This window comes from Pontibacter ramchanderi, assembly GCF_002846395.1.
Taxonomy (GTDB): domain Bacteria; phylum Bacteroidota; class Bacteroidia; order Cytophagales; family Hymenobacteraceae; genus Pontibacter; species Pontibacter ramchanderi.
This window is the reverse complement of the sequence record NZ_PJMU01000003.1, coordinates 658,102-678,592: the sequence shown is the minus strand read 5'-3', so window position 1 is coordinate 678,592 and position 20,491 is coordinate 658,102. Positions and strand designations below refer to the sequence as shown.

The window sequence follows — 20,491 nt, the reverse complement described above, 5'->3', positions numbered from 1 at the left end:
GGTTGTTAAACATAACGAGCATGTGTAGCCAGATGTTCTGTGGCTGCACATGCCCGTTGTTTAATCCAGTTAAAGCGGAATATTTCCGTGCTTCTTACGTGGCAATGTTACTGCCTTGTTCTCCAGCATTTTGAAGGCTTTGATCAGCTTGGCGCGGGTTTCGTGCGGCATGATCACCTCGTCGATGAAGCCACGGTGGGCGGCACGGTATGGCGTCGCAAATTTTTCTTTGTACTCCTGTACCTTCTCCGCCAGTTTCGCTGCAGGATCCTCTGCCTCGGCGATCTCGCGCTTGAAGATGATCTCGGCAGCACCCTGCGCACCCATCACCGCGATCTCGGCAGTTGGCCAGGCATAGTTCATGTCGGCACCAATGTGCTTGGAGTTCATTACGTCGTAGGCACCGCCATAGGCTTTGCGGGTGATCACCGTGATGCGCGGCACAGTCGCTTCGCAGAATGCATAAAGCAGTTTGGCCCCGTTGGTGATGATGCCGCGCCACTCCTGGTCGGTACCTGGCAGGAAGCCCGGCACGTCTTCGAGTACCAGCAACGGTACATTGAAGCAGTCGCAGAAGCGCACAAAGCGGGCTGCCTTGGTGCTGGCGTTGATGTCGAGTACGCCGGCAAGCACAGCAGGCTGGTTGCCTACGATGCCGATGCTACGACCACCCAGGCGGGCAAAGCCTACCACAATGTTCTCACCGAAGTTTTTGTGCACCTCGAAGAAAGAGTCCGCGTCGATGATGCCCTCAATCACCTCACGGATGTCGTAAGGCTGGTTTGGGTTTTCAGGTATAATGGTGTCAAGCGCAGGGCGTGTTTCGTCCTGACCTTCCTCGTAAGGTATAGCAGGTGGCAATTCCTCGCAGTTCTGCGGGATGTAGCTCAGCAAAGTCTTGATGTAGTTGATGCACTCCACTTCATTGGCACAGGAGAAGTGCGTCACGCCGCTCTTGGTGCTGTGCGTGCTTGCGCCGCCCAGTTCTTCTGAGGTTACGTTTTCGTGGGTTACGGTTTTCACCACATTCGGGCCAGTAACGAACATGTACGACGTGTCTTCCACCATCATGATGAAATCGGTGATGGCAGGGGAGTACACTGCGCCACCCGCGCATGGGCCCATGATAGCTGAGATCTGAGGTATGACGCCTGAGGCCAGCGTGTTGCGGTAGAAGATATCCGCATAGCCACCCAACGAAACCACGCCTTCCTGAATACGGGCACCGCCGGAGTCATTCAGACCGATCACCGGAGCACCGTTTTTCATAGCCAGCTCCATGATCTTCACGATCTTCTCGGCATGGGTTTCAGAAAGCGAACCGCCCAGCACAGTGAAGTCCTGTGAGAAGACGTATACCAAGCGGCCGTTGATGGTACCGTAGCCGGTTACCACACCGTCGCCCAGGTAGTACTGCTTGTCCAGACCAAAGTCCTTGGAGCGGTGCATCACAAACTTGCCGATCTCTTCGAACGAGTTCTCGTCCATCAAAAGGTGAATACGCTCACGGGCTGTCAGTTTGCCTTTTTTGTGCTGTGCTTCTATTCTGTCCTGTCCGCCGCCTAGTAGGGCCTCGGCATTTTTGCGCTCCAGCGTTTCGATCTGGCTCTTTCTGATTTCTCCTGCCATGAAATGGGGTATAGCTATTTTGTCTAATTCAAATTGATTAATTGTCAAATTTAAAAACTATCAGCCGAAAACAGCTATAAACCAGCCAAAAAATAAGGGCTGCCCCAGTAGGAGCAGCCCTTATACCTTAGGTCTTATACCTTATTTGTCGGTTTTCTCACCGTCGCCCGACGACTTGGTTGGCTCTGTTTCCTCTTCTTCCCCGTCGTTGGCAATGCCTTTCGGCTTCTTGCCATTGCTCTTCTTAGACGTGAAAGTCAATTTTTCCTCGCCTTCCTTGTAATCTACCAGCATGGTGTCGCCTTGCGCGATCTCGGCTTTCAGTATCTCCTCCGCAATCGGGTCTTCGATATACTTCTGAATAGCGCGGTTCAGCGGACGGGCACCATACTTCGGATCGTAGCCTTTTTCGGCCACAAAATCCTTGGCTTTGTCAGTGAGCTCGATCTTGTACCCAAGCGTTTCGATGCGCTTGAACAGTTTACCAAGCGACAGTTCGATGATCTTGTGCATGTCCTCACGACCAAGTGAGTTGAACACGATCACGTCGTCAAGACGGTTCAGGAACTCAGGTGAGAACGTTTTCTTCAAGGCGCTGGCAATTGTGCCTTTCATGATGTCGTCCACGTTCTCCTGCTTGCTCTTCGACATAAAACCGATACCGGCACCAAAGTCCTGCAGGTCGCGGGCACCGATGTTGGAGGTCATGATGATGATCGTGTTGCGGAAGTCCACCTTGCGGCCCAGACCGTCGGTCAGGATACCATCGTCCAACACCTGCAAGAGCAGGTTGTACACATCCGGGTGCGCTTTCTCGATCTCGTCGAGCAGAACCACAGAGTATGGCTTGCGACGGATCTTCTCGGTCAACTGACCGCCTTCTTCGTAGCCCACGTAGCCCGGAGGCGCTCCCACCAAGCGAGATACACTGAATTTCTCCATGTACTCACTCATGTCGATGCGCACCAGTGCGTCGTCTTTGTCGAACAGGTAAGTGGCCAGCACTTTGGCAAGCTCGGTTTTACCTACACCCGTCGGACCCAGGAACACGAACGAGCCAATTGGCTTCTTCGGATCTTTCAAACCAACGCGTGTGCGCTGGATCGCTTTTACCAATTGCTTGATGGCTTTTTCCTGACCAATCACTTTACCGCTCAGTTCATCGGCCATGTTCAACAGCTTCTGACCTTCGTTCTGGGCGATACGCTTCACCGGTATACCTGTCATCATGGCAATAACCTCTGCCACATTTTCCTCTTTTACCGAATAGCGCTTCTTCTTGGTCTCTTCTTCCCAGTTCTTTTTAGCTGCTTCGAGCTGGTCGATCAGTTTTTTCTCTTTGTCACGCAGTTGGGCAGCCTCTTCGTACTTCTGGCTCTTCACTACGCGGTTTTTCTCTACCTTGATGTTCTCGATCTGCTCTTCGAGCTTCAGGATATCCTCCGGCACCACAATGTTGTTGATGTGCACGCGCGCACCTGCCTCATCGAGGATGTCGATGGCCTTGTCCGGAAGGAAACGGTCGCTCATGTAGCGGTCCGAAAGCTTCACACAGGCTTCAATCGCCTTGTCGGTATAGTTCACGTGGTGATGGTCCTGGTACTTGTCCTTGATGTTGTGCAGGATCTCCATGGTCTCCTCCGGTGTGGTAGGGTCTACCATCACGATCTGGAAACGACGGGCCAACGCGCCATCTTTCTCAATGTACTGGCGGTACTCGTCAAGCGTAGTCGCGCCAATGCATTGGATTTCGCCACGGGCCAGGGCCGGCTTGAACATGTTGGAGGCGTCGAGCGAGCCAGAGGCACCACCAGCACCCACGATCGTGTGCAGCTCGTCAATGAACAGGATCACGTCCGGAGACTTCTCGAGCTCGTTCATCACGGCTTTCATACGCTCCTCAAACTGACCACGGTACTTCGTGCCCGCCACCAGCGAGGCCAGGTCCAGGGTTACCACACGCTTGTTGAAGAGCACGCGTGACACCTTTTTCTGCACAATGCGCAGGGCAAGGCCTTCAGCAATAGCGGTTTTACCCACACCAGGCTCACCGATCAGGATTGGGTTGTTCTTTTTGCGGCGGCTCAGTACCTGGGCCACACGTTCGATTTCCTTCTCACGGCCCACGATCGGGTCAAGCTTGTCGTCTTCTGCCAGTTTGGTCAGGTCGCGGCCAAAGTTATCGAGCACCGGGGTGCGCGATTTTTCGCCGGGCTTCTTGCTCGAGCTGCTGCCAGCGCGTGAAGAAGAGCCAAACAACTTGTCAGAATCATCAGAATCGTCTGTGTCAGACGATGCCAGTGGATTATTGCTGTGATAATCCAGGGAGTCTCTTATTGCTTCGTAGTTCACGTTGAATTTCGCTAGGATTTGTGAAGAAATATTGTCCTCATCCCGAAGGATGGATAATAAGAGATGTTCAGTACCTATTATATCACTTTTGAAGATCTTGGCCTCCAGGTAAGTAATTTTAAGCACCTTCTCAGTTTGCTTGGTAAGCGGGATGCTGCCGGTAATGTTGCTGTTCTGTGAAGCGGTGTTTCGTGTAGCCTGCTCCAAAGCGTACTTCAGTTCATCTATCGAAACACCCAGCTTCTTGAGCAAGGCGATGGCAGTTCCTTCTCCTTCCCGGATCATGCCTAACACCAGATGCTCAGTGCCAATGTAGTCATGTCCGAGTCGGATAGCTTCCTCACGGCTGAGTGAGATCACCTCTTTCACTCTGTTCGAGAATTTAGCTTCCATGTATACTCTATAAAAAAAATGTAAAGGTCTAAAAATGTTGTAACTCGTTGAGGCTAACAGGAAAAGCCCCTGATTGTTAACAAGCCCTGGTCCGCAAAGGTTTAGTTTTGCCGGGGCGTTACTGTAAGTAGATAAGCGACTTCGGACCCTGTGTAAACAACAAGTCAATTATACTAAGGTCTTGTACAAATTGTTTGCCAAATACTTGCGTATAGGGTTGTACGTACAAGTTGTCAGGAATGATTTTAGGGTGTATCCTATTTCTGAGGTCGAGCACCCCCTCCGGCTGCTCTGTCTGATAGCTGTCCGTGAACCCTATTGTCCGATCCAGTTTCAGAAATTTAAGATAAAGCCGCAAAAAATCAACGTTCAGTTCGAATAAATATTTGGGCTGCCGCTCATATACTTCCCGGATGTAGTCACTGTAAAATTCAAAATAGGGCGCCCGGCCATAGGCTGCCTGTATCGTGCGCCAGTGCACGTTGTACCATTTCTGAGTATAGTCAATCTCAATCTCGGTGATCGGTGTCTTGTCCTTGCTGTTGCCCCGCAGCACCGGCACGCTCAGCGGTACCATGCCCTGCGCCGTGAGCACATGGCAGCGGTTACGGTAGCTCTGCTTCACGTAGTTTTCGTGTTTTTCCAGGATCAGCCCATTCGATTGCAGTGCTTGTGCGAAGTACTGGATAGGCGGGTGGTACATTATTTCGGTGAGGAGAAGCAAGACGGTTTGGAAGTTAGAAAGTTAAAAAGTTAGGCAATTGATTTTGTGAAAAAGGATAAAATACCGGGTAAATTAAAAATAGTCCTTTGTCTTTTGTCAAGGGATCTTTTGTCTAGAGTTACCTGCGAAATAAGCATGATTTCTTTAATTTCATAATGCAGGTATAGGTTGTACCTTTGCAGGCGATCTATACCTGTGAAGAAATCTCCGAACATACCCACGCTTTATTACCCGCTGTGGTGGCTGCTCAAAGGCCTGTCCTTGCTGCCGCTGCCTGTGCTATACCTGCTCGCTGACTTTTTGTTTGTGCTGGTCTACTATGTCATCGGCTACCGAAAAAAAGTGGTTCTCCAGAATCTGCGCAATTCCTTTCCGGAGAAGTCAGAACAAGAGATTCAAGGTATAGCCAAGGCCTTTTACCGGCAGTTCCCCGACCTGATCGTGGAGATACTGAAACTGGCCTCGATGAACGAAGCCGAGATGCGCCGCCGCATTGTGTTTTCCAACCAGGAAGTGCTTGACGACTTTGTACAGCAAGGCAAGACGGTCATCACCATGGGCTCCCATTCCGGCAACTGGGAGTGGATCTTGTCAGCTGGAGCCGTGCAGTTCAGCTTTCCGGCAGAAGGGGTTTACAAGCGGCTCACAAACGAATTCTTTGAGGAATTCATGCTATACCTGCGCAGTCGTCTCGGTGCCCGCCTGATCGAAATGAAAGACACCATGCGCGACTTTGTGCGCAACAGGAGAACACCACGTGTAGTGGCCATGCTCTCGGACCAGACGCCTCCTTACGGCGAGATACAATTCTGGACCACTTTCTTAAATCAGGACACCCCTTTCTTTGTCGGAGCCGAAAAATTGGCCCATGCCTTTGGCTGCCCGGTGCTGTTTCTGGATGTCCAGAGAGTCAAACGCGGTTACTATCGCCTTACGTTCGAAGTCCTCTCTGACGGCAGCACCAAACCCGAAGAAGGGGCATTCCCGATCACCGAAGCCTTTGCCCGAAAACTGGAAACCGCCATCCGACGCAATCCCGCCAACTACCTCTGGACACATAAAAGGTGGAAACATCGGCGGCCGTAGGCCGCAGGCGGCTAGTTCTGAGTTCTGAGTCTCGAGTTCTGAGTTAGTGGAAATCGACTCATAATTCAGAACTCGAGACTCAGAACTCCTAAAGGTATTCCTCAATATCGCCAGCTCCCTCACGTAACACTTCAAAATTGTTGGCGGCATCGACCACAGTAGAGGCAACGTTGTTGCCAGGGCCACCGTCGATCACGGCATCTACCAGGTTGCGGTATTTCTCATAGATCAGTTCGGGGTCGGTGCTGTACTCCAGCACTTCATCTTCGTCGTGAATGGAAGTCGAGAGGATCGGGTTGCCGAGTTCCTTTACCAGCTCCAGGGCAATTCTGTTGTCGGGCACGCGTATACCTACCGTTTTCTTTTTACTGCCGGCGTAGCGGGGCACGCGGCTGCTGGCGTCGAGCACGAAGGTGAAGGGGCCGGGTAGTGCCTTTTTCATTACCTTGTAAGTAGGCGTATCGATTTTGGCGTAGTCGGAGATGTGGGTGAGGTCGGAGCAGATGAAGGAGAGGTTCACCTTATCAGGCTTCACGCCCTTGATCTGGCACACACGCTCCACCGCCCTGGTGTTGTGGATGTCGCAACCGAGGCCGTAAATGGTGTCGGTGGGGTAAATGATCACGCCGCCGTTGCGCAGAATCTCGACTGCCTCCTGTATTTTTTTGGGTTGTGGATTGTCCGGATGTATGGTAAGGAAAACAGCGTTGGCCATAGTTTTATCGTGTAAGGTTGTGCAATAAGTATGGCATACTGTATAAAAGCGCACTCCGTTGCAGGTATAGCCCTCTCATTTGTCAAATAAGGCGATTAACACAGTTGCCGACTCAAAATTAGTCACATAAGCAAGATTAGTGTTATTTTTGTAGCCTAAACTAATCAGGTCCGGTACCTTACACTCTTTTCCGGACTTTTTAATTTACACTATGGCTAACGAAGTCACCCCGCGCAGACGCGTCAAGAAAGAGAAAAGCATGTGGATACCCGGCATCATTGTGCTGCTGCTGTTCCTGTTTGTGAGCTTTTCCTATTATGCCTACCAGATCGTGTATACGGCCAACGTAGACACCAAAGGGCAGGACACCTATGTATACATCCCCACCGGCGCCACATACGAACAGGCTCTCGACTCAGTAGAGGCTACCGGCACCATTATTGACCGCCTTTCGCTCCGTTTCATGGCCAAGCTCATGGATTACGACGAACTGGTGAAGCCCGGCAGGTATAAGATCGAGAGCGGATGGGGCAACCGCCAACTCATAGGTGTGTTGAGACTGGGTGAGCAGTCGCCGCTCAAGCTCACATTCAACAACATCAGGCTGCGCAGCCAATTGGCCGAAAAACTGGCTGCTGCCGTAGAGCCCTCTGCTGCAGAAATCGACAGCCTGCTCAACGACCAGGAATATCTGCAGACGTTGGGTTTCGACACGACCACGGTGGTGAGCATGTTCATACCAAACACCTACGAGGTATACTGGACCATAACAGCACCAGAACTGATGCAGCGCATGAAGACCGAGTACGACCGCTTCTGGACCGCCGAGCGCAAAGCTAAGGCCGAGAAGATGGGACTCTCGCCGAAAGAAGTGTCCACGCTGGCTTCTATTGTGCAGGCCGAGACGATCAAGAACGACGAGAAACCGCGTGTAGCCGGCGTATACCTGAATCGTCTGCAGAAAGGTATGAAGCTGGAGGCCGACCCAACCGTGGTATACGCGGTGCGCGACTTCAGCATCCGCCGCGTGCTCAACGTGCACCTGCAGCATGACTCGCCTTACAACACCTACCGCTATGCCGGTCTGCCTCCGGGCCCAATCAACGTGCCGGATATCTCCAGCATCGATGCAGTTCTGAACCCGGAACAGCACAAGTACATTTATTTCTGTGCCAAAGAAGATTTCTCGGGCTACCACAGCTTCGCCGTGACGCACGCTGAGCATATCGCTAACGCCCGCCGCTACCAGCGCGCCCTGACGGAGCGGAATATTTTAAGGTAAATTGTTGATTGTTAATTGCTGGTTGTTGTTTTCTAATCTCGAGCAGGTATAGCATCGCTGAAACTCAAGTGCGCTAACTACGCTATACTCTCCGCAATCATCCTTCATCAATTAACAATCAACAACCAACAATAAGCAATCAACATGTTTGAATCCGAAGTACAGATACGTGTGCGTTACGCCGAAACCGACCAGATGGGCTACGTCTATTATGGCAACTATGCGGCTTATTACGAAGTGGCCCGCACGGAAGTATTTCGCCGCTTAGGTATACATTACAAAGAGATGGAAGCGACAGGTACGATGATGCCTGTGCTGGAGCTTAAGTGCAAGTATATCCGCCCGGCCAAGTACGACGATCTGCTAACCGTAAAGCTCCTGCTTAAGCACAAGCCGCACGGCTCGCGTATAAAGTTTGGGTACGAGGTGTATAACGAAGAACAGACACTGCTGAACGTGGGCGAAACCACCATGGTGTTTGTCGATATGAAGTCGGGGAGGCCGACGGCTATACCTGAACTCATACACCAGAAGTTGGACGGATACTATAGCGAATGAGGCTGAACCAGCAATACCTGAAGCGCCGCAGGGCGTATCGCAAATTCATCGTGTTCCTGAAGCGGTGGCGTTTCAATAACGGCCAATCTTCGGTGTACGATGTGGCTGACGTGCTGCTGGGCGAACTCAGGCTGGATTCCATTACCAAGCGGGCCTCCTACATGGCCTTCAACTTTACGCTGGCCATCTTCCCGACCATCATCTTCCTGTTCACGCTCATACCTTACATGCCCAGCATTCTGTCGCTGGACCTGGGCGAGAGCATCCTCAACTTCCTGGGCGAGATACTACCGGAGGAGATGTATACCGTGGCCTACAGCACCATCGACGACATCGTGAACAAGCCGCGCGGGGGACTACTTTCTTTCGGTTTCCTGTTTGCCCTGATCCTGTCTACCAATGGCATTATGTCGCTGATGGATGCCTTTGATAAGAAGTATCACACCTTTTATAAACGGCCCTATCTGAAGAAGCGGGTTATTGCCACGGTGCTCACGGTGACACTTTCATCAATTCTGTTTCTGGCGGTGGCTGCGATCTTCTTTGGGCAATGGATCCTAGATGTGCTGGTTTTCTACGAGGTAGTGACGGAAAGCTATACCTATACCCTGATCGTGATACTGCGGTATGTGGCGATTATATTGCTTTTCCTGTTGGCAACGTCGCTCATCTATTACTACGTGCCGGCCATACAGGATAAGTGGCCTTTCTTTTCGGCTGGCGCGGTGGTGGCCACGGTGCTGATCTTCATGGTGTCGCTCATCTTCTCGCTCTACATCAGCGCCTTCGACACCTACAACAAGTTCTACGGGTCCATCGGCGCTCTTATCGGTCTCATGATCTGGCTGGACTTTGTGTCGATGATCCTGATCCTGGGCTTTGAGATCAATGTGAGTATCGACACTGTTACCAAGCGCCTCACCCGCAAGACGGCACAAAACGCAGAGAAAGCCACTTCGGCAGCAGCTTAGCAAAGGCAAGGGTAGGTACAGCGAGCCGTATACAGGTATAGTAACAATAAAGCGAAAAATTTTGCGCTTCTAAATCAGGGGCTTATACCTTAAATGCCCGAACCGGTGAAAAATAATTGCGTATAGTTTTGAAAATTGAGTGCGGCACTATACTTTTGTGCTCGATTCAATTACAGAGAGTTGGCGGAGTGGTCGAACGCGGCGGTCTTGAAAACCGTTGACTGTAACAGGTCCGGGGGTTCGAATCCCTCACTCTCTGCTGGTAGCGATACCAAAGAGCAAAGCCCATCAATCACCGATTGATGGGCTTTTTGTTTTATGCATTCTTGCTGTGCTAAAGCTGTCTTGGTGCTATTTTCAGCATCGGCTATTTCCTCTCCAGCAAACCATGAAAAATCAGGTTAGCCAAGCCCTCGTACACGGCAGAGGGCGTGTAGTCGATCGTCTCCATTAGTTCCGGCGGTACCTGGCTTATAAATTCCGGGTCCAGGATCTTTTCCAGCGCACTGGCATACAGCAGCACTGCCAACGAGGTGTTGGCGTCTTTGCGGATAAAGCCTTTCTGATTGCCTTCCTCCAACAGTGTTTTAAAACGCTTAAAGGCCGCCTCAGTCCGGTACTGCTGCAGCAGTTGCCAGGTCTTGGGCGTGTGTTTTCTGATGTCTTTAAGCAGCTGTCCGTTTATGCGGGCGAAGCGCTGGCCAACTGTGCGAAAGACCTGCTCCGCCTTGTAGTTAAAGTCGGCCTCTTCCTGCTGGAGCAGGTGCTCCACATCATGCTGCAATTCTTCGAGGTAGTGCTTGATGACCGCGTGGAGCAACTCTTCCTTTCCTCTAAAATACTGGTAGAGCGTTTTTTTGCTCATGCCCAGTTGTTTGGCCAGGTCGGCCATCAGTACTTTGCTATAACCTTGATCGAAAAATTGTTGTTGTGCTTCCTGCAGAATCAGGGCTTTGGGGCTGTTAATCGTATCCATACTCGTAGGGTGCGTGCTTCATGTTCACCGGTCTGGCTGCAAAGGTAACAACAGCACAGCTGAGACCGGGAAGCTTTATACGATAAAAAAATCTCCTGCAGTCAGTATTGAACTGACAAATGCAGGAGATCGTAGCATATCGCCTAAGTGTAGGCAAACGGTCAGGTGCCGTATCTACAGGCTTTTGGTGCTCTAAAGCTTACGCGAGTTTTACGTTAACGGCGTTCAATCCTTTGGGGCCTTTCTCGACTTCAAAAGTCACCCGGTCATTTTCCTTGATCGCATCCACCAACCCGTTTTGATGCACAAAGATGCGCTCCTGGCTTGCATGGTCCTGAATAAAGCCATAGCCTTTCGACTCGTTGAAAAAAGAAACCGTTCCTTTGTGGATCAGGTCAGCCGGGTCTAGCTCGGCTTGCTTGCTTACACCGATCTGGATGTCCTCCAGCTTAATGTCTTTCTTCTTTTTCGTAGGGTCTGGAGGCGTATCGGTGATGTTGCCGAACTCGTCCACATAGGCGAACATCTCCTCTACGTCTTTTCCTTTGTCGGAATTGGCTTTGCGCTCCTCGCGCTTCTGTTCTTTGTCTTGTCTCTTCTTAAGTTTCTTCTTCTCTTTTTCTTTTTTGCTGAAGGTTTCTTGTGATCTACCCATATATGCTGTTAAATGATCTAATAAAATGATGGTATGCAGAGTGCAGGGTTGTTAGTACCTGAACAGGAAGTTAGTGCCGTTGCGAATCCACTTCTCAAAAAACGTATTGTCGTTGTACTCGCCGGTCACAAGCTCAAAATCGGGTTGGTCTTTATTTGTACGGGAGTTCATGAACTTTGGGAGGGAATCCTGATTGTTTGGGGTCCAATCCTGTCCTTTCTGGAGGGCTACGCAGATGTACTCGCGGGTGGTAGTGTCTACCAGGTATTTTCTATTCATCGTAGGGAGGAGTTAGGTGAAACATTGCCAGGGCGGCATTACTAATAACGGGGGAGCAGGGCGAAAACATGCCCATCAACATTAAAAAAAGCCTCACCCGCAGGCAAGGCTTTTTTCGGAATGACTTATATCTGAAAACTAAGCACGCTTAACATTAACCGCGTTCAGTCCTTTTCTTCCTTCTTGCAGCTCAAAAGTCACTTTGTCGTTTTCCTGGATTTCGTGTACCAGGCCAGTCACGTGTACAAAGTACTCCTGATCTGTGTTGTCTTCTTTAATAAAACCGAAACCTTTCAGGTCATTAAAGAATTTTACTGTTCCGTTATTCATTCTGTGTTTTTTAATTATATACTAACTACATAATAGAGAGTATATAGGTTCATTTATTTTTTTACAATGTACGATTAAAATTTTACAATTCCGAAGTCCGTTCCGGTTTTTTAAATATTTAAGATAAGCTGCCTCTGCAAGAAAAAATTGAAAATAAATTGATGTTTTGTAAAAAGTCTCTATATTGGCAGCTGAAATGAACAAGCAACAACCATCTTATACCTTCTTTTTTTACTTTTTTCCTCTCGGGGACTAAAGCGGGAAGAGGTATATATGAACCTATAGAGGCCCCGCACCAAGCGGGGCCTTTTTTATTTTAAACCAGCAGGACCTATGTATCCTACACAGCAAAATTTTATTTACGGCTTTGGTTTTAGCTTTTACTTTTTTGGTAAATGCCCGGGGCTGTATTGATTATACTTTTTTATAATGTATCACCAGCGCCCCGGAGTCTTGCTTCGGGGCGTTTTTTTTGACCAGTATGAGAATAGCAATTCAAGGTATAGCAGGCGCGTTTCATGAAGCCGCAGCCCAACTCTACTTCCAGGACCAACGCATAGAAATAGTGCCCTGCCTCACCTTCCCGGAGCTGGCCGCAGCTGTTGCCACCGGGTTGGCTGACAAGGGAATCATGGCTGTAGAGAACACCATAGCAGGTACCATACAGCACAACCTGGACCTGATACGGGAACAGCGGCTCTGGATAAGCGGAGAAGTGATCATGCGTATCCGGCAGCACCTGGGTGGTGTGCCCGGATCCTCGCTCCAGGGCATCCGCAAGGTATACTCGCACTACATGGCCCTGAACCAGTGCCGCCCCTTTTTCGATGCCTACCCCGAGGTAGAACTGATCGAGGCGGAGGACACGGCGCTGAGTATCCGGAATGTGGCCGAAGCGGGCTGCAGAGAGCAGGCAGCTATCGGCAGCGCCCTGGCCATTGCCCAAAATGGCCTGATCGTGCTCGGAGAGGGCCTCGAAGGAGACAAAGAAAATTACACCCGCTTTCTGGTACTGGACAGGCAGCCGCAACAGGTTGCCTCGTGTAACAAGGCAACCCTCAGTCTGGTGCTGCCGCCTAGTCCGGAGGTTTTTACAAAGGCCATGACCCTGCTGCAGGAACGGCGCGCCCATGTATCTAAAATCGAATCAGTGGCTATACCTGGCCGACCCTGGCACTACCGCTATTACCTGGACCTGCTTTATGAGGAACAAGAGCAATTGCAAGCAGTGCTATCGGGTCTGGAAAGCCTGGCTGAATCTGTCGGACTGCTTGGGAAATACACAGCCTATACCTGCCAAGATCATCAGCGGTGAACATCTCACCAGAAATCTAACTGCTGTAACTGCCAGCAAGCCGCGCAGCTTTGACTGCTGCAACCAATTACCAAAAGCCAGCTTGTTTGATCGAAGTGAGTTAACCAGCAGCCTAGAAAATGGAGTTCGGAAGCAGGTATAGCATAATCTTCAGGGAGAGGTTGCGCAGAAATTAAATCAAGAGGAACATTAGCTTAAACGAATATGAACACGAAATCAATTTTATCCATAACCAAACAATCACAGCCACTTATTATAGCCGGTCCGTGCAGCGCTGAAACGGAAGAGCAGGTACTGGCTACAGCCCATCAGCTAAAAGATGTGGGGGTGACAATCTTCAGGGCGGGCATCTGGAAGCCGAGAACGCGTCCCGGGTCCTTCGAAGGGGTTGGCCAGCCGGGGCTGGGCTGGCTGCAGCGGGTGCAGCGGGAGATCGGATTGCCTGTAGCAACGGAAGTAGCAAATGCGGCGCATGTAGAGCAATGCCTGCAGCACGGCATTGATGCGCTCTGGGTTGGAGCCCGCACGACGGCCAACCCCTTTGCCGTTCAAGAGATCGCAGATGCCCTAAAAGGGGTAGCTATACCTGTGATGGTCAAAAACCCCGTTAATCCGGACGTGAACCTTTGGCTGGGAGCGATAGAAAGGTTGGAGCAGGCAGGTATACAGCAGGTGAGCGCAATACACCGCGGCATTTCACCGCTCGGCACATCTGTGTACCGCAACAACCCAGCATGGGACATGCCCATGACGCTGAAGAAAATGCGTCCGGAACTGGTGCTGATCAATGACCCCAGCCATATTGCCGGGAACCGTCACCTGCTGGCAGGTATAGCCGAGGCGGCATTGGCACGCGACATGGATGGCCTGATGATAGAAACGCACTTACAGCCTGAGACCGCCTGGAGCGATGCAGCCCAGCAAATCACACCCCAGGCATTAAAAGAAATGCTGACAAAGCTAAAGGCTAGCCACTCTGGCCTGCCAACCAATACGGCAGCAGAACTGGGCCACATGCGCCATTCCATAGACTACATTGACGAACAGCTGATCGAGCTGCTGAGCTACCGGATGCAGGTTGCCGCCGAAATAGGTCAGTACAAAATGGCACATGGCCTTGCTGTATTGCAGGAGGAGAGATGGGCAGAGCTACTTGACAAACACAGCCGTCATGCCCTTTGCAGGAATCTGGACAAGGAATTCGTTACGCAGCTGTTCGACCACATCCACCAGGAGTCGGTTCGTAAGCAGCAGGGGCTGCTACAGCGTGTGTCGTAGAGCATGGTTAAGCTATGGCACTGGCTTATACCTGCAAGGTATAGCCTTCCGGCCACCACCAGAGCACCAGGAGCCCGCCGAGCAACACTATGCCGAATAAGAGTGAGATCTTGGCAAGCAGGTCCTTGTTTCCTAAAAAGCCAACCAGTGCCCCCTTAAAGGCAACATTGGAGAGCGCCGCGACCAGAATCACGCGCCAGCCACTGTCAGGCGAAAGATTGCCCATGTTCATTAGCCGGGAAGTAGAGAGCGTAATGGCGTCTACATCAGTAAGTCCTGAAATAATGGCGACTATGTACAGGCCGCTATCGCCGAGGTAGTCTTTGGCTGCGGCCGTGCCCAAAATAACGAGTCCATAGATGGCACCGAAGACCAGGGCGGCCTTCAACTGAGCCGGGTTTTCCTGCTCCGGCATGTGGTCGCTTTCCTCTTTGTTGGCAAAGTAGGCGATCAGACCCGTCACCACCATCAACCCAACCACTGCCAGCAGGGGAGGGGCCACCTGGGGCATCACCCCTGGCGCCACGATCAGGATCTCGACCAGGATTCTGAAAAAGGCCACGGTCGAGGCGATAAAGATCACAATGGCGGCCAGCTGGCTGCTGCCCAGGGACTGCTTGGTTCGGCGGGCATAGCTTACTGTGGTGGCTGTGCTCGAAATTAGGCCACCCAACACGCCACCCAAAAATGTACCGGCCCTGTTGCCGAAGATCTTGTACACAAAATAGCCTAGCAGCCCTATACCTACAATCAGCACCACCATCAACCAGATGTTGCTCGGGTTGAGCACCTGGTAAGGGCCGTAAGCTTTGTCGGGGAGTACAGGAAGTATAACCAGGGAGATAACCACAAACTGCATGATGGCAGTCAGGTCTTGCTGCCCAATGCGCGAAACGATGCGGTGCAGTGTGGCCTTAAGGTGCAGGAGAACGGCTACTGTAGCACCCAGTGCAACCGCCACGGTAACGCTGCCAAGCACCAGGTAGGCTCCAATGGCATACATAAGCAGGAGTGCTGCTTCCGTGGTTTGGCCAATATCAGGTATAGGCTCCTTCTTTTTCATGAGGTTGGCCGCCACTACAATGGCTGCAGTAGCGATCAGGCCAGCCCCCACTATCCAGCCACCCAGTTCACGGGCCATCAGGGCAGTCAGTGATCCAAAAAGCGTGATAAGCGGGAACGTGCGAATGCCGGCGATCTGCGCGTTGTCGTGCTGTCGTTGCAGGCCCACCAGCAGGCCTAGTCCCAGTGATATAGCAAGTAGCTGGAAGAGTTCCTGTTCCATGCAGGCGTCGTAAAGGCGAAAGGTATGATGCTAAGATACAGCCCTAAATGATAAAAGTATAGCCATAGCTATACTTTTATCTGACAAGGACAATATAGGGGAAAGGTTATCCTTACTCTACTTCTTCCTGTAGCAGCGTGCTGCTAATGCGCTTAAGCTCTGTTTCGGCGGCTTTGGCCTGAAATTGAATATCGATGAGGCGGTTTTCTGCCACCAGTTGGTTTCGCTGTGCCTCCCGCAGCTCAATGGCCGTCAAAAGCCCCAACCGGTAACGCTCCAGGGCAATGGCGGCGTTCTCCTGGGCCAGAGTCAGGTTGGTCTCCTCCAGTCGAAGCAGCTGGATGCGGTTGGTGTACTGGCTGTAGGCTCTGGCAAGGGCGGCGTCAAGCAAGTTCTGCTGGCGCTTATACTCCAGATTGGCAGACTCCAGGTTGATGCGCGCATTCTGAGCCAGTCGGTTGGTATTGAGCCCGTTGAAAATAGGCAGGCTCACACTTAGGCCGTAGTTATACCCACGGTTCTGGTTAAACAGAGGCGAGAACTCGTTCAGTGGCTCGTTTTCTGAGCGGTTGAAGTTGTAGGCTCCCACCACGCCGATCACCGGAAAGCGGCTGGCCCGAACGGCTTTTATATCCAGGCTGGCAATCTCCTGGTTGAGTCTGAGGCGCTCCAGCAGGGGGTTGTTGGCCAGCATGCCATCCCCGGCATTCCCATAGTTCATGTTAGGGTCTACGACAATGGAGTCGGTCGTAACGAAGTCTATATTCGGGTCGCGGCTGAGCAATTGGTTCAGGTTGATCTTGGCATTCTGCAGCGCCTCCTGTTGCACCAGCAGCTCCGAACGGTCGGTGTTGAAGTCTACCTGCGCACGCAGAATCTCTACTTTGGCACTTACACCCACCTCGTATTGTGCCTGGGCAATGTCTACGCGGGCCTGCGAAATGGCGATGGCGTCTTCAATGGCCTGCATTTTTTTGGACTGGCGCACCACTTCAAAGTAATTGTCGAAAATGTTGGCGAGCGTGTTCTGCACGGTTTCCCGGGTGAATAGCATACCCGATTTTTCCAATGCCTTCAGGCGCTCATAGTTGATGAACATGCCCATGCCATCAAATATTGTCCAGTTCAAATTCACGCTACCGTTCAGGTTATTGGAACTGGCGCCGTTGCGGGTACGGTCTGGCCCGGTCTGGAAAGACTGGCGGGAGTTGTTTTCACTAAAAGTACGGCCACCGCGCGCCTCCACATTCGGTAAAAAGCCAGCATTGCCACGGGTCACGTTGTTCTCGGCAATGGCCTCCTGCCTGCCGGCAATCTGAATGTCGTAATTGTTTTGAAGCCCTATCCGGATAGCATCTTGTAGCGACAGCTGTTCCTGGGCGGCGAGCTTGTTGGGGAAGAGCAGCACTACTCCCAGAAGGAACAGTGCTGCAACTTTAAGTGAAGACATTATTTTAGAATGCAAAGTTTTAAATCTTAGCGTCAGAGATTAGATTTCAGATACTATTTGCTTAAAGCAGGCTCCCTTTCCTGCTTGCGTGCATGCTTACCCATGTGCTGTTCTTCCTTATCGGGCATCAGGGCAACGTTGGCCTCTGCTGACGAGAAGTAAGAATAGATAGCCGGAATGATGTAAAGCGTAAGGCCTGTGGCCAGGATTAGACCACCCACTACAGCTATACCCATCGAAACACGGCTTTCGGAACCGGTGCCGAGCGCCAGCGCGATAGGGAGGGTACCTAATATAGTCGACAAACTTGTCATCAGGATCGGGCGGAAACGCGACACGGCAGCTTCTCTGGCGGCTTCCAACTTGTTCAGGCCCTGTTCTTTTTTCTGGTTGGCGAATTCCACCAGCAGGATACCGTTTTTGGTCACCAGACCCACCAGCATGATCATACCGATCTGGCTGAAGATGTTGAGCGTCTGGTCATAGAACCACAAGCTAAGCAGTGCACCTGCCAGGGCCAGCGGCACCGTGAACATGATGATAATTGGGTCGCGGAAGCTTTCGAACTGGGCAGCCAGGGCCAGGTAGATCAAACCAAGCGCCAGCAGGAAGGCGAACATCAAACTGCCCGAGCTCTCCTGGAAGTCTCTGGACTGCCCGGTAAGCGATGTCTGGAAAGTTTCATCCAAAACGTCTTTCGCGATAACGTCCATGGCCTCAATACCATTGCCGATGGTGTAGCCCTTGTTGAGCGTGGCACTGAAGGTAGCGGCAGCAAAACGGTTGAAGCGGTAGATCTGAGGCGAAGAGCTTTCTTCTTTCAACTCAACCAGGTTGTCCAGCTGTATCAGCTCGCCAGCATTGTTTTTAACATAGAGGGTGCGCAGGTCAAGTGGCTGGCTGCGATTTTCGCGGGCCACCTGTCCCAGAATCTGGTACTGCTTACCGCCGCGCACAAAGTAACCGAAGCGCTGACCGCTCAGTCCAAGCTGCATGGTCTGGGCCACGTCCCGCACACTCACACCCATCGACAGGGCTTTCTCACGGTCGATCTCCACACGCAGTTCCGGTTTGTTGAACTTGAGGTTAACATCCACGAAGTTGAAAGCCGGGTCCTGGCGGGCTGCATCCAGGAAAGGAGGGATGATCTCGCGTAGTTTTGCCATACTTTGCGCCTGCACCACATACTGCACTGGCTGACCGGCACCACGGCCACCCCCCAGGCCTTTGTCGCCGGCGGCAAAGGCACGGGCGCCAGGCACCTGGTTAAGCAGGGCAGGGAGCTGCTCCACAATCTGCTGTTGTGTCAGGTCCCGCTCAGACGGGTCTACCAGGCGCAAACGAATGAAGCCCGAGTTGGAGTTACGCGTCATGGTCGTCATGCTGCTGATGCCCTGCACCGAGTCATTTACCAGCGCTGACAGTTCGTTCATGTAGCGGTCCATAAACTCGAAAGAGGCTCCTTCCGGACCAGTTGTCTGTATGCGAAGCCCGCTTCGGTCTTCCTCCGGAGTCAGTTCTGATTGCAGCGTTGAGAACTGCCACCAGATAATGCCGGCAGATAAAATGATCAGCACGAAAGCTACCCAACGGTAAGCAAGGAAACTGTTGAGGCTATTTCTGTAGATATTGGTGAGGGAGGTGAAAAACGGCTCTGTTTTGCGGTAGAACCAGTTCGGCTGCTCACGCTGCTTCAGCATCCGTGACGACATCATCGGTGTGAGTGTGAGCGATACGAACGAGGAGATGATCACAGAGCCTGCCACCACAATACCAAATTCCCGGAAAAGTCGGCCGGTCGTGTCTTCGAGGAAGGCAACCGGCATGAACACGGCCGCGAGGGCAACGGTAGTGGAGATAATGGCAAAGTAAATCTCACTGGCCCCTTTCTTGGCTGCCTTCATTGGTTCCTGCCCATCCTCTATCCGCGAGTAGATGTTCTCTAGCATCACAATGGCATCATCCACCACCAGGCCGATGGCCAGCACGATACCCAGCAGCGTCAGCACGTTAATAGAGAAGCCCATCACGTACATGATGAAGAAAGTACCCACCAGCGAGACAGGTATAGCCACGATCGGGATGATAGTGGAGCGCCAGTCGCGCAGGAACAGGAAGATTACTACCACTACCAGACCAAAGGCAACAAAGATGGTTTCCTGCACCTCGGCAATAGAGTCTCTTACATATTGCGAGTTATCAAAGCCAATGGTCAGTTCCAGGTCCTCGGGTATATCTTTTTTGATGAACTCCAGTCGTCGGTAGAATTCGTCGGCGATCTCGATCTGGTTAGTGCCCGGCTGCGGGATGATCACGACACCGATCATCGGGATGCCGTTATAACGCAGCACGGTCTTTTCGTTTTCAGGAGCCAGCTGTGCATAGCCAATGTCACGGAAACGGATCAGTCTGTTGGCATCCTCTCTTACAATCAGGTTATTGAATTCCTCTGGTGTGGAGATACGGCCCATGGTTCTGACAGAGAGCTCCGTGGTGGCGCCTTCGATGCTACCCGATGGCAGCTCAACGTTCTGACGGGCCAGGGCATCGCGCACTTCCAGTGGTGTTACCCGCAAAGCCGAAAGCTTGTCAGGGTCCATCCAGAGGCGCATGGAGTAGCGCTTATCACCCCAGATGTTGATGGCACTCACGCCCGGGATCGTCTGCAACTGCTCTTTGAACACGTTCTGGCCAATGTCTGACAGGTCGAGCAGGGAGCGGGTTTCGCTGCGTATACCTAAAAAGATGATCGGGTTGGCGTCGGCATCTGCTTTGGATACAGTGGGAGGTTCGGCATCCTCTGGCAAGCGGCGCTGAGCCCTGGCCACCCGGTCGCGCACGTCGTTTGCGGCTGCTTCCAGGTCTACGTCCAGGCCAAATTCTACCGTAATGTTGCTGCTGCCCTCGCTACTGGTCGATGTAAGCGTGCGTATACCTGCAATACCGTTGATCGATTCCTCGAGCGGCTCGGTGATCTCGGATTCGATGGTCTCGGCATTGGCGCCTGCGTAGCTCGTCGAAACGTTTACGATGGGCGGGTCAACGCTTGGGTACTCGCGCACGCCCAGGTACGTGATGCCGATAAACCCGAACACCATGATGGTAATGCTCATCACAATGGCGAGCACCGGGCGTTTGATACTTATATCTGATAAACTTGCCATAAATCGCTCATGCTAAACAGTCTCCGGCGGAAACTGACTTATATTATAC

Annotated in this window: 17 protein-coding genes and 1 tRNA gene; 7 read left to right on the top strand and 11 right to left on the bottom strand. The window is 51.8% G+C overall.

Annotated elements, in window-relative coordinates:
- Positions 1–69: 69 nt before the first annotated feature.
- The 3 genes from BD749_RS15550 to BD749_RS15540 form a co-directional block, all read right to left on the bottom strand.
- Positions 70–1,629, bottom strand: coding sequence for an acyl-CoA carboxylase subunit beta (locus tag BD749_RS15550; protein ID WP_101446015.1), 1,560 nt, complete (start codon positions 1,627–1,629; stop codon positions 70–72).
- Positions 1,630–1,770: 141 nt separating this feature from the next.
- Complete coding sequence (locus BD749_RS15545) at positions 1,771–4,374, bottom strand: ATP-dependent Clp protease ATP-binding subunit (RefSeq protein ID WP_101446013.1); 2,604 nt, start codon at positions 4,372–4,374, stop codon at positions 1,771–1,773.
- Between the two features lie 118 nt (positions 4,375–4,492).
- The gene (locus BD749_RS15540; protein WP_245869296.1) at positions 4,493–5,098 is read right to left on the bottom strand and encodes a WbqC family protein; all 606 of its coding nucleotides are present in this window, start codon (positions 5,096–5,098) and stop codon (positions 4,493–4,495) included.
- A gap of 195 nt (positions 5,099–5,293) precedes the next feature.
- Between BD749_RS15540 and BD749_RS15530 the strand changes: the two genes are divergently transcribed.
- Positions 5,294–6,184: a lysophospholipid acyltransferase family protein gene (locus BD749_RS15530; protein WP_245869293.1), complete on the top strand. Its 891-nt coding sequence runs from the start codon at positions 5,294–5,296 to the stop codon at positions 6,182–6,184.
- An 88-nt stretch (positions 6,185–6,272) separates the two neighbouring features.
- On the opposite strand, the gene BD749_RS15525 is transcribed toward BD749_RS15530, so the two are convergent.
- Positions 6,273–6,899 carry an L-threonylcarbamoyladenylate synthase gene (locus BD749_RS15525; RefSeq protein WP_101446006.1) on the bottom strand — a complete coding sequence of 209 codons (627 nt, stop codon included), beginning with the start codon at positions 6,897–6,899 and terminating at the stop codon, positions 6,273–6,275.
- Positions 6,900–7,110: 211 nt separating this feature from the next.
- On the opposite strand from BD749_RS15525, the gene mltG reads away from it, so the two are divergent.
- The 4 genes from mltG (at position 7,111) to BD749_RS15505 (ending at position 9,969) form a co-directional block, all read left to right on the top strand.
- Positions 7,111–8,181 carry an endolytic transglycosylase MltG gene (mltG, locus tag BD749_RS15520; protein WP_245869291.1) on the top strand — a complete coding sequence of 357 codons (1,071 nt, stop codon included), beginning with the start codon at positions 7,111–7,113 and terminating at the stop codon, positions 8,179–8,181.
- Positions 8,182–8,325: 144 nt separating this feature from the next.
- Positions 8,326–8,739: an acyl-CoA thioesterase gene (locus BD749_RS15515; RefSeq protein WP_101446003.1), complete on the top strand. Its 414-nt coding sequence runs from the start codon at positions 8,326–8,328 to the stop codon at positions 8,737–8,739.
- On the top strand, positions 8,736–9,710 hold the full coding sequence (locus BD749_RS15510; RefSeq protein ID WP_101446001.1) for a YihY/virulence factor BrkB family protein: 975 nt from the start codon (positions 8,736–8,738) through the stop codon (positions 9,708–9,710). Before BD749_RS15515 ends, BD749_RS15510 begins: the two co-directional genes overlap by 4 nt.
- A gap of 174 nt (positions 9,711–9,884) precedes the next feature.
- Positions 9,885–9,969 (top strand) — tRNA-Ser (locus tag BD749_RS15505).
- Between the two features lie 108 nt (positions 9,970–10,077).
- On the opposite strand, the gene BD749_RS15500 is transcribed toward BD749_RS15505, so the two are convergent.
- From BD749_RS15500 to BD749_RS15485, 4 genes are all read right to left on the bottom strand, one after another.
- The gene (locus BD749_RS15500) at positions 10,078–10,686 is read right to left on the bottom strand and encodes a TetR/AcrR family transcriptional regulator (protein ID WP_101445999.1); all 609 of its coding nucleotides are present in this window, start codon (positions 10,684–10,686) and stop codon (positions 10,078–10,080) included.
- Between the two features lie 199 nt (positions 10,687–10,885).
- A complete protein-coding gene (locus tag BD749_RS15495) occupies positions 10,886–11,341 on the bottom strand; it encodes a cold-shock protein (protein ID WP_101445997.1) in 456 nt (151 codons plus the stop codon).
- Between the two features lie 51 nt (positions 11,342–11,392).
- On the bottom strand, positions 11,393–11,620 hold the full coding sequence (locus BD749_RS15490) for a hypothetical protein (protein ID WP_101445995.1): 228 nt from the start codon (positions 11,618–11,620) through the stop codon (positions 11,393–11,395).
- 138 nt (positions 11,621–11,758) lie between these two features.
- A complete protein-coding gene (locus BD749_RS15485; protein WP_101445993.1) occupies positions 11,759–11,950 on the bottom strand; it encodes a cold-shock protein in 192 nt (63 codons plus the stop codon).
- A 481-nt stretch (positions 11,951–12,431) separates the two neighbouring features.
- Here BD749_RS15485 and BD749_RS15480 point away from each other — a divergent pair, with 481 nt between their 5' ends.
- Both BD749_RS15480 and BD749_RS15475 read left to right on the top strand, forming a co-directional pair.
- Positions 12,432–13,265: a prephenate dehydratase gene (locus tag BD749_RS15480; protein ID WP_101445991.1), complete on the top strand. Its 834-nt coding sequence runs from the start codon at positions 12,432–12,434 to the stop codon at positions 13,263–13,265.
- A 204-nt stretch (positions 13,266–13,469) separates the two neighbouring features.
- Positions 13,470–14,543: a bifunctional 3-deoxy-7-phosphoheptulonate synthase/chorismate mutase type II gene (locus tag BD749_RS15475; protein WP_101445988.1), complete on the top strand. Its 1,074-nt coding sequence runs from the start codon at positions 13,470–13,472 to the stop codon at positions 14,541–14,543.
- A 25-nt stretch (positions 14,544–14,568) separates the two neighbouring features.
- Here the strand turns inward: BD749_RS15475 and BD749_RS15470 are convergent, their stop codons facing one another.
- The 3 genes from BD749_RS15470 to BD749_RS15460 all read right to left on the bottom strand — a co-directional run bounded on the left by BD749_RS15470 (position 14,569) and on the right by BD749_RS15460 (position 20,442).
- A complete protein-coding gene (locus BD749_RS15470) occupies positions 14,569–15,828 on the bottom strand; it encodes an MgtC/SapB family protein (protein ID WP_101445986.1) in 1,260 nt (419 codons plus the stop codon).
- A gap of 112 nt (positions 15,829–15,940) precedes the next feature.
- Positions 15,941–17,278: a TolC family protein gene (locus BD749_RS15465; RefSeq protein ID WP_101445984.1), complete on the bottom strand. Its 1,338-nt coding sequence runs from the start codon at positions 17,276–17,278 to the stop codon at positions 15,941–15,943.
- A gap of 53 nt (positions 17,279–17,331) precedes the next feature.
- Positions 17,332–20,442, bottom strand: a complete 3,111-nt coding sequence (locus BD749_RS15460) for an efflux RND transporter permease subunit (RefSeq protein WP_101445982.1) — start codon at positions 20,440–20,442, stop codon at positions 17,332–17,334.
- Between the last annotated feature and the right edge of the window lie 49 nt (positions 20,443–20,491).